Source organism: Nonomuraea sp. NPDC049421 (assembly GCF_040677005.1).
GTDB classification, from domain to species: Bacteria; Actinomycetota; Actinomycetes; order Streptosporangiales; family Streptosporangiaceae; genus Nonomuraea; species Nonomuraea salmonea.
On record NZ_JBFAQA010000025.1, the window covers coordinates 169487 to 178565 of the forward strand.

The 9079-nt window shown below is 72.0% G+C and carries 8 protein-coding genes; 5 read left to right on the forward strand and 3 right to left on the reverse strand.

Annotated elements, in window-relative coordinates:
• Together AB0K18_RS35170 and ligD are read left to right on the forward strand one after the other, a co-directional pair.
• Positions 1-747, forward strand: a complete 747-nt coding sequence (locus AB0K18_RS35170; RefSeq protein ID WP_364923232.1) for a crotonase/enoyl-CoA hydratase family protein — start codon at positions 1-3, stop codon at positions 745-747.
• A gap of 248 nt (positions 748-995) precedes the next feature.
• Positions 996-2204 carry a non-homologous end-joining DNA ligase gene (gene ligD / locus AB0K18_RS35175; RefSeq protein WP_364923235.1) on the forward strand — a complete coding sequence of 403 codons (1209 nt, stop codon included), beginning with the start codon at positions 996-998 and terminating at the stop codon, positions 2202-2204.
• 14 nt (positions 2205-2218) lie between these two features.
• Here the strand turns inward: ligD and AB0K18_RS35180 are convergent, their stop codons facing one another.
• Together AB0K18_RS35180 and AB0K18_RS35185 are read right to left on the reverse strand one after the other, a co-directional pair.
• Positions 2219-3646: an FAD-dependent oxidoreductase gene (locus AB0K18_RS35180; RefSeq protein WP_364923265.1), complete on the reverse strand. Its 1428-nt coding sequence runs from the start codon at positions 3644-3646 to the stop codon at positions 2219-2221.
• 72 nt (positions 3647-3718) lie between these two features.
• The gene (locus AB0K18_RS35185; RefSeq protein WP_364923237.1) at positions 3719-4612 is read right to left on the reverse strand and encodes an NAD(P)H-binding protein; all 894 of its coding nucleotides are present in this window, start codon (positions 4610-4612) and stop codon (positions 3719-3721) included.
• Positions 4613-4718: 106 nt separating this feature from the next.
• Here AB0K18_RS35185 and AB0K18_RS35190 point away from each other — a divergent pair, with 106 nt between their 5' ends.
• Entirely contained in the window at positions 4719-6455 is a 1737-nt protein-coding gene (locus AB0K18_RS35190) for a thiamine pyrophosphate-dependent enzyme (protein WP_364923239.1), read from the forward strand.
• 5 nt (positions 6456-6460) lie between these two features.
• On the opposite strand, the gene AB0K18_RS35195 is transcribed toward AB0K18_RS35190, so the two are convergent.
• A complete protein-coding gene (locus AB0K18_RS35195) occupies positions 6461-7207 on the reverse strand; it encodes an IclR family transcriptional regulator (protein ID WP_364923243.1) in 747 nt (248 codons plus the stop codon).
• Positions 7208-7287: 80 nt separating this feature from the next.
• Between AB0K18_RS35195 and AB0K18_RS35200 the strand changes: the two genes are divergently transcribed.
• Both AB0K18_RS35200 and AB0K18_RS35205 read left to right on the forward strand, forming a co-directional pair.
• On the forward strand, positions 7288-8445 hold the full coding sequence (locus AB0K18_RS35200) for a 4-hydroxybenzoate 3-monooxygenase (RefSeq protein ID WP_364923246.1): 1158 nt from the start codon (positions 7288-7290) through the stop codon (positions 8443-8445).
• A 192-nt stretch (positions 8446-8637) separates the two neighbouring features.
• A complete protein-coding gene (locus tag AB0K18_RS35205) occupies positions 8638-8949 on the forward strand; it encodes a DUF6401 family natural product biosynthesis protein (RefSeq protein ID WP_364923248.1) in 312 nt (103 codons plus the stop codon).
• Positions 8950-9079 lie beyond the last annotated feature (130 nt).

Here is a 9079-nt window from a genome sequence, read left to right on the forward strand (position 1 = left end):
ATGACCGTACGCGTGGAGCGCCAGGGGGCGGTCACCACCGTGGTGATCAGCCGGCCGGAGGCGCGCAACGCCGTCGATCGCAAGACCGCCGACGCGCTGGCCGAGGCGTTCAGGGACTTCGAGGCCAGTGACGCCGACGTGGCCGTGCTGTGGGGCGAGGGCGGGACGTTCTGCGCCGGAGCCGATCTCAAAGCCCTCGACAACCACGTCGGCGAGGAGGGCGACGGGCCCATGGGGCCGACCAGGATGCGGCTCGGCAAGCCGGTCATCGCGGCCGTCGCGGGGCACGCCGTCGCGGGCGGGCTGGAGCTCGCGCTCTGGTGCGACCTGCGGGTGGCCGAGGAGGACGCCGTGTTCGGGGTGTTCTGCCGCCGGTGGGGGGTGCCGCTCATCGACGGCGGCACCGTACGGCTGCCGCGGCTCATCGGCACGTCCAGGGCCATGGACCTGATACTCACCGGGCGGCCGGTCGGCGGGCGGGAGGCGTACGAGATGGGGCTGGCCAACAGGCTCGTCCCCACCGGCACCGCCAGGCGGCACGCAGAGGAGCTGGCCGCGCAGATCGCCCGCTTCCCGCAGGCGTGCCTGCGCGGCGACCGGATGTCGGTGCTGGAACAGGACGGGCTGGACGAGGCGGAGGCGATGCGCAACGAGCTGCGCCACGGTTTGGTGTCGCTCCCCGACGCCTCCGACGGCGCGGCCCGCTTCGCCTCCGGCGCTGGCCGCCACGGCGCCTTCCCGGCTTGAACTTCGCGCCGTTCCGGCCGAAAACCGGATCCGCGCCGCTTCCCTGCGCCGCTTCCCTGCGCCGCTTCCTTGCGCCGCTTCCCCGGGCCGCTTCCTTGCGCCGCTTCCTTGCGCCGCTTCCCCGGGCCGCTTCCCTGCGCCGCTTCCCCGGGCCGCTTCCCCGGGCCGCTCTCCCGCGCCGCCCTCCCGGGGCGCGGTGCCTTTCCGGGGTCCCGGGGGTTGTCGGTGGTGGCGCGTATCGTGATCGTATGGCTGACATCGAGGTCGCCGGGCGTGAGGTCCGCATCACCAGCCCCGACAAGGTGGTCTTTCCGCGGTCCGGGCACACCAAGCTCGACCTGGTCCGCTACTACCAGACGGTGGGCGAGGCGGCGTTGCGGGGCGTCCACGGGCGGCCGATGGTGCTCAAGCGGTTCGTGCGCGGCATCGAGGAGGAGGCGTTCTTCCAGAAGCGGGCCCCCGCCAAGCGGCCCGGCTGGATCGAGGTGGCCGAGCTCAAATACCGCTCGGGGCTGAGCGCCGAGGAGGTCGTCTGCACCGACCTCGCGCAGCTCCTGTGGGTGATCAACCTGGGCTGCGTCGATCTCAACCCCCATCCCGTACGCTCCGACGACCTGTCACGCCCCGACGAGCTGCGCATCGACCTCGACCCCGTGCCGGGCGTCCCGTGGGGAGACGTGCTGGCCACGGCGCAGGTGGCGCGGGAGGTGCTGGCCGACCACGGCCTGGTCGCCTGGCCCAAGACGTCGGGGTCGCGCGGCTTCCACGTCTATGCCCGGATCGAGCGGCGGTGGCCGTTCTCGAAGGTGCGCAAGGCGGCCGAGACGGTGGCCCGCGAGGTCGAGCGGCGCGCCCCCGACCTGGCGACCAGCCGGTGGTGGAAGGAGGAGCGCCACGGGGTGTTCGTCGACTTCAACCAGAACGCCTACGACCGTACGGTGGCCTCCGCCTACTCCGTGCGCGCGGTCGAGGACGCCCGGGTGTCCACGCCGCTGACCTGGGACGAGGTGCCCGACTGCCATCCTGAGGCCCACACGATCGAGACCGTCCCCGCGCGGCTGGCCGAGCGCGGCGACCCGTGGGAGGACATCGACCTGCACCCCGGCTCCCTCGACGGCCTGCTTGAGCTGGCCGAGGAGCTGGGTCCCGCGCCCAAGCCGCCCAAGGGCACCGGGCGCAGGCGGCAGACCATGCCGCTGATCGAGATCGCCAGGGCCGAGCACAAGGACGAGGCGATGGCCGGGTTCGAGCGGTGGAAGGCCCGCCATCCGGAGGTCGCGGCCCGGCTTGAGCCCGCCGACGTGCTGGTCGACGGCATGCGGGGGCGCAGCAGCGTGTGGTACCGCATCCGGGTCAACCTGCAGCACGTCCCCGAGGACGAGCGGCCCCCGCAGGAGCCGCTCGAGGTCGACTACGACCCTTGGCACCCCTCAAGCTCGTCGGGCTCGTCGAGCTGACGGGCCGAGGCTCGTCAGCGGCCGGAGATCAGGTTGGCGAGGTGGGCGTAGGCCGAGGTGCGGGTCCCGCGCTCGTTCTCGTGCCGGTCGGCCGCCCTGAACAACGCGTAGATGAGCTGCACGCCCATCCACCGCAGCGGCTCCGGCTCCCACTGCCGCACCTGCCGCCCCACCCACGGCAGCCCCGTCAGCGGGGTGTCGCGGCGCAGCACCAGGTCGCGCAGGGTGCGTCCCGCCAGGTTGGTGGTGGTGACGCCGCTGCCGACGTAGCCGCCGGCCCAGCCGAGCCCGCTGGCGTGGTCGAGGTGCACGGTCGAGCACCAGTCGCGCGGCACGCCGAGCACCCCGCACCACGCGTGCGCCACCGGCACGTCCACGGCGGCGGGGAAGAGCTTGACCAGCATCCGCCACAGCAGCGCGACGGTCTGCGCCTGGGTGGCCCCCCGCCGGTCGGTACGCGAGCCGAACCGGTACGGCACCCCCCGCCCGCCGATCGCGATGCGGTCGTCGGCGGTGCGCTGGGCGTAGATGTAGGCGTGGGCCTCGTCCTCCAGCAGCTCGCTGCCCTGCCAGCCGATGTGCTTCCACACGTCGGGCGGCAGCGGCTCTGTGACGATCATGGAGCTGTTCATCGGCAGCCACTGCCGGTGCTGCCCGGTCAGGCTGGCGGTGAAGCCCTCGGTGGCGCGGATGACGTAGTCGGCGGTGACGATGCCGCGGACGGTGACGGCCGCCGCCCTGCCCCCGCTGCCACCGCCCTGCCGGGGCAGGATCTCGGTGACGGTGGTGTCCTCGTAGATGTCCACGCCGAGCCGGTCCACGGTGGCGGCCAGCCCGACGGCCAGCTTGGCGGGCTGGATGCGGGCGCAGTGCGGTGAGTACGCGGCCTCCAGCGCCCCCGCCACCTGGACGCGTTCGCGCTGTTCGGCACGTTCCAGCAGCCGGATGTCACCCTCGCCGTAGCCCCATGTGCGCAGATCGGCGACCTCGGCGCGCAGCCGCCGCCGCTGGGCCGGGTTGGTGGCGACGAGGAGCAGCCCGCTCTTGTGCACGTCGGCGTCGATGCCCTCGGTCCTGGCGACGTCGATGACCTCGTCGACCGAGGCGAACATGGCCCGCTGCAGCTCGATCATGGCCTGCCGGCCGCGCGCCTTGGCGTGCCGCCTGCGCGAGCCCGCGAACTCGGCCGACAGCCACCCGCCGTTGCGCCCCGACGCGCCGAACCCGGCGAACTCCTTCTCCAGGATCGCGATGCGCAGGCCGGGTTCGGCCCGCTTGAGGTAGTACGCGGTCCACAGGCCGGTGTAGCCGCCGCCGACGATGGCGACGTCGTAGTCTCGGGACCCGGGCAGCGCGGGCCGCCGCGCGGGCAGGCCGATCTGCCGGTACCAGAAAGAGACGTCGCCGTTGGCGAAGTCTCTGGTCAGCGGGATGCCTTTCATCACCGGACACATTGTCTAGTACGTCGCGCCAGACCAACAAGTCGGCGAAGTGTAACGAAACCGGACAAACCACTAGCTTCGTGTCGGACGTTCGTACCCGTCGTCGCCTCCGTATACGCGCAGGTCAGGGTCGAGTTCCGGCTGAGTCGCCGGGCTCGTGGGGGAGGCGGTGTGCTCGGTGGCGAAGTCGTCGGACAAGATCGGCTCGGGCGGCAGCAGATAGTCGTGCCAGCTGATCTCACCCTTGGGAGCGGCGTCCGTGAGCAGGTGGCCGGCCCGCTGGGCGGCGTACAGACGGCCCGGATACCGGACGGGAACGCACGGCCGGCGCAGCCCCGAGGCCCGCAACCACACCTTGACCAGCTCCTCCGTGGTGATCACCTGCGGCCCGCCGAACTCGATCTCCCGCTCGGCCGGCGCCGCGCTCAGCAGCGCGGCGGCCCGCGTGGCGACCTCGCCGGTGTGCACCGGCTGCCAGGGCAGCGAGCGGTCCACGGGCAGCGCCGGCAGCGAGGCCAGGTCGCTCAGCCTGCGGTGCAGCCACTGGTGGAACGGGGTGAGGCGGAGGATCGTCCAGCCGAGGCCGCTCTCCATGACCAGCCGCTCGGCCGCCAGCTTGTGCCGCAGGTGCCCGTGCGCGGCCCTGTCGGCCCCGACCATCGAGGTGAACAGCACGTGCGGCACCCCCGCCGCCCGCGCCAGGATCAGCAGTGTCCTGGTGCCCGGCACGTCCACCGCGCCGCGCCCCTTGCGGCCGCTGGTGGCGAGGTGGGCGATGGCGTCCACGTCGCGTACGGCCTCCTTGACCCCGTTGCCGGAGATCAGGTCGCCCCAGATCCAGTCGACGTTGCCGCGGTCCTCCCGCTTGGCCCGGCTCAGCGCACGCACCTCGTGCCCCGCCTTGAGCAGGGCGGGCACCAGCGCCCCGCCAAGCGTGCCGGTGGCTCCCGTGACCAGAATCCGCATACCGGCCCCCTACCCGTCCACATGCAGAAATGTCCACTCATCTGGGTGCCTGTCCGGGGCGGAGCGGGGTAGGGCGGGTCCCATGGCTCGAATAGCAGCGGAATCCTTGATCGACCGGCTGGCCGCGTGGGGCGTCGACACCGTCTTCGGGCTCCCGGGGGACGGCATCAACGGCATCATGGAAGGGCTACGCCGCCACCGCGACCGGGTGCGCTTCGTCCTCGTCCACCACGAGGAGGCCGCCGCCTTCATGGCCACCGGCTACGCCAAGGCCACCGGCCGCATCGGCGTCTGCCTCGCCACCTCGGGCCCCGGCGGCATCCACCTGCTCAACGGCCTGTACGACGCCAAACTCGACCACGTCCCCGTGCTGGCCATCACCGGCATGCAGGAGACGTCCGTGCTCGGCACCGGCTACCAGCAGGAGGTCCACCTGGACAAGCTGTTCGCCGACGTGGCCGAGTACAACATGATGATCAGCAACCCGGCGCAGCTCCCGTCCCTCGTGGACCTCGCCATCAGGACCTCCTACGCCCGGCGCGGCGTCTCCCACCTGACGCTGCCCAACGACATCCAGGTGGCGGAGGAGGGCGCGGACCCGTACAGGAAGGTCGCGCCCGCCCGCGCGCCCGAGACCGCGCCCATCTACCTGCAGCCGTCCGGCCTGCCCAGGCAGGAGGACCTGGAGTGGGCGGCCGAGGTGCTCAACCGGGCCGAGCGCCCGGCCATGCTGGTCGGGCAGGGCGCGCTGCACGCCAGGCAGGAGGTGCTCGAAGTGGCCGAGGCGCTGGGGGCGCCCGTCGTCAAGACGCTCCCGGGCAAGGCCGTCGTGCCCGACGACTCGCCGTACACGACGGGCGGGCTCGGGCTGCTCGGCACCCGCCCCAGCGAGGAGCTGATGGACGACGCCGACGTGCTGTTCATGGTCGGCACGAACTTCCCGTACTCGAAGTTCCTGCCCGAGGTGCACGACACCAGGGTGGTGCAGTTCGAGGCCGACCCGACCAGGGCGGGCGCGCGCATCGCGACCGACGTGCCGGTGGTCTGCGACGCCAAGGAGGGGCTGCGCGCCCTGCTGCCGCTGCTGCGCCGCAGGGAGAGCGACGGCCACCTGGCGAAGTACCAGAAGATGATGGCGAAGTGGCGCGCCGACATGGAGTCGCTGGAGAACCCCGACCGCGACCCCATCGCCCCGCAGTACGTCATGTCCATCGTGGACGAGCTCGCCACCGACGACGCCATCATGACCTGCGACAGCGGCACGATCGCCACCTGGGCGGCGCGCCACTGGACGATCCGGGGCGAGCGCGAGTTCTACCTGTCGGGCACGCTCGCCTCCATGGCGAACGGCCTGCCGTACGCCATCGCCATGCAGCACGCCTTCCCCGGCCGGCAGATCATCGCCTACGTCGGCGACGGCGGCTTCTCGATGCTCATGGCCGAGTTCCTCACCGCCGTGCAGCACGGGCTGCCGGTCAAGGTGATCATCAACAACAACAACTCGCTCGGCCAGATCCTGTGGGAGCAGATGGTGCTCGGCTACCCCGAGCACGGCGTGCGCTACGCCGCCCCCGAAGCCGACTTCTCGGCCTGGGCCAGGTCGTGCGGCGGGTTCGGCGCCAAGGTGACCAAGGCCGAGGACGTCGCCCACGCCGTCGGCCAGGCGCTCGCGCACGACGGCCCCGCGCTGGTGGACGTGGACGTCAACCCGAACGAGCCGCCCATGCCGGGCAAGGTCTCCTACGAGCAGGCCAAGAGCTTCGCGCAGGCGTTCCTCAAGGGGCAGCCGCACCGGGCGTCCATCGCGACCACCCTGTTCAAGGACCGCATCCAGAGGTTCTGAACGGCTCAGGCCATCGCCCTGGCGATCCCGGCGGCGGCGCCGCGCAGCGGCTCCACCAGCCGGGGCAGCTCGCGGGCCCGCCGCGAGGACAGCACGATGCCGAGCGCCGCCACCGCCCGCCCGTCCACCAGCACCGGCGCCGCCGCCGAGCACGAGCCGAGCGTCATCTCCTCGTACGTCAGCGCGTGGCCCTGGGCCCGCACCGCCGCCAGCTCCCTGGCCAGCCGGCCCGGCTCGGTGACGGTGTGGGCGGTGGGGCGTTCGAGCTTGCGGGCCAGGTAGGACTTGACGAACCAGTCCGGCTCGTACGCCAGCAGCGCCTTGCCCACGCCCGTCGGGTGCATCGGCAGCCTGGCCCCGATCCGCGACACGATGGGCACCGCGCGCCTGCCGTACACCTTGTCCACGTACAGGACCTCTAGCCCGTCCCTGACCGCGAGGTGCACGTTCTCGCCCGTCGAGGCGAACAGCTCCTGCAGCCACGGATGCGCCAGCTCCTGCAGCCGGTTGGGGGCGAGCTGGCCCAGCTCCCACAACCGCGGGCCCACCCGCAGCCGCCCGTCCGGCCCGCGCCCCAGCGCCTGCCACGCCTCAAGCTCGCCGACCAGCCGGTGCGCCGTGCTCAGCGGCAGCCCGCTGCGGCGCGCCAGCTCCGTCAGCGTGAGCTGGGGATGCGCCGCATCGAACGCGCCCAGAATCGTCAGCACCTTGGACGTCACCGAACGCCCCGCCTCGCGGGAACCGCCTGACATGAGGACGATCCTGCACCAGCTTTCCACTCAGCGGAAGACCGCTCTCGGCCTGATCCGCTCGAACCACCATGCTTTCCCTCATGCGAACTCAGGTCGGGATCATCGGAGCAGGGCCCGCTGGACTGCTGCTGTCACATCTGCTCCACCTGCGCGGCATCTCCTCCGTGGTGCTGGAGAAGCGCAGCCGCGACTACGTGGAGCGCCGGGTGCGGGCCGGCGTCCTGGAGCAGGGCACGGTGGACACGCTGGTCGAGGCCGGCGTCGGCGAGCGCATGCTGCGCGAGGGACTGCCGCATCACGGGATCGAGCTCAGGTACGGCGGCGCGGGCCACCGCATCGCCTTCGAGAAGCTGGTGCCCGGCAGGGCCATCACCGTGTACGGGCAGCAGGAGGTCGTCAAGGACCTCATCGCGGCCCGGCTCGCGGCGGGCGGCGACGTGCGGTTCGAGGTCGAGGACGTGGCCGTGCACGGGCTCGACTCGGAGCCCTGTCTGACGTTCGGGGACGAGCGGCTCGACTGCGACGTCATCGCCGGCTGCGACGGCTTCCACGGCGTGTCCAGGCCGTCGATCCCCGAGGGCGTGCTGAGCGTCTTCGAGCGGGAATATCCCTTCGCCTGGCTCGGCATCCTCGCCCGCGTCGCGCCCTCGTCCGACGAGCTGATCTACACCAGGACCGAGCGCGGCTTCGCCCTGCACAGCATGCGCTCGCCCACCATCAGCCGCTTCTACCTCCAGGTGCCGCCGGACGCGCGCATGGAGGACTGGCCGGAGGAGCGCATCTGGGCCGAGCTGAAGGCCCGCCTGGAGACCGTGCCCGGCTTCTCGCTGGCCACCGGCGAGATCCTGGAGAGCGGCATCACGCCCATGCGGTCGTTCGTGGTCGAACCGATGCAGTACGGGCGCCTCTACCTGGCCGGCGACGCCGCCCACATCGTCCCGCCCACGGGCGCCAAGGGCCTCAACCTGGCCGTGGCCGACGTGCGGGTGCTCACGGAGGCGCTCGCGGCGTACTTCAAGGACGGCACGACCGACCTGCTCGACGGGTACTCGCAGGCGTGCCTCAAGCGGGTGTGGCGAGCGCAACACTTCTCGTACTGGATGACGACCCTGCTGCACACCTTTGAAGAGGACGACGCCTACGCCCGCCGCCTGCAACTGTCGTACCTGGACTACGTCACCTCCTCAGAAGCCGCCGCCACCACCCTCGCAGAGAACTACGTCGGCCTCCCGTTCTAGAGGAGCCGACCCTCTCCCTTCCCAGAGAGACGGTCGCCGCGACGGTGGGGGTGGGCCGGTGTTGGGATGCCCTGTTAGGGGGTTGGCCGTTTCTCTCCCCTCAGAGGGACGGTCGCCGCGACGGTGGGGGTGGGCCGGTGTTGGGATGCCCTGTTAGGGGGTTGACCTTGGAGAATGCTTTAAAGTGTCCAGGTGGTCTTCGAGGATGGATGGGCGGTTTCGCCCCTGCGCTGGCTGATGAACGCACTGGGCGACGCCCAGCTCTCCCGCATGGGCCGTGATCCCGCTCTGGTGGCCGCGGTGGACCAGCACGCGGCGGAGTTGCGCGACGCCATCCCGCTCGACCGCGAGACGCTGGGCGACTACCTGCTGGGTTTCCTCGACGAGCTGCGCCACCGCGGCTGGTCCTTCAACGGCGAGCCGGACGCCCCGTCCCTGCGGCTGACGGCGGTCTGCTACCTGACCCGCGAGCTGGGCCTCCTGGAAGACGGCCACCCCGCCTGAGCGGGCTCGCCCGGGTGAACCGGCGCGGGCCCCAGGCGGTTCGCCCGGGGCCCGTGCCGATCGTGCCGGTGGCGCTCGCGTGGCGCTCGCGTGGCGCTCGCGTGGCGCTCGCGTGGCGCTCGCGTGGCGC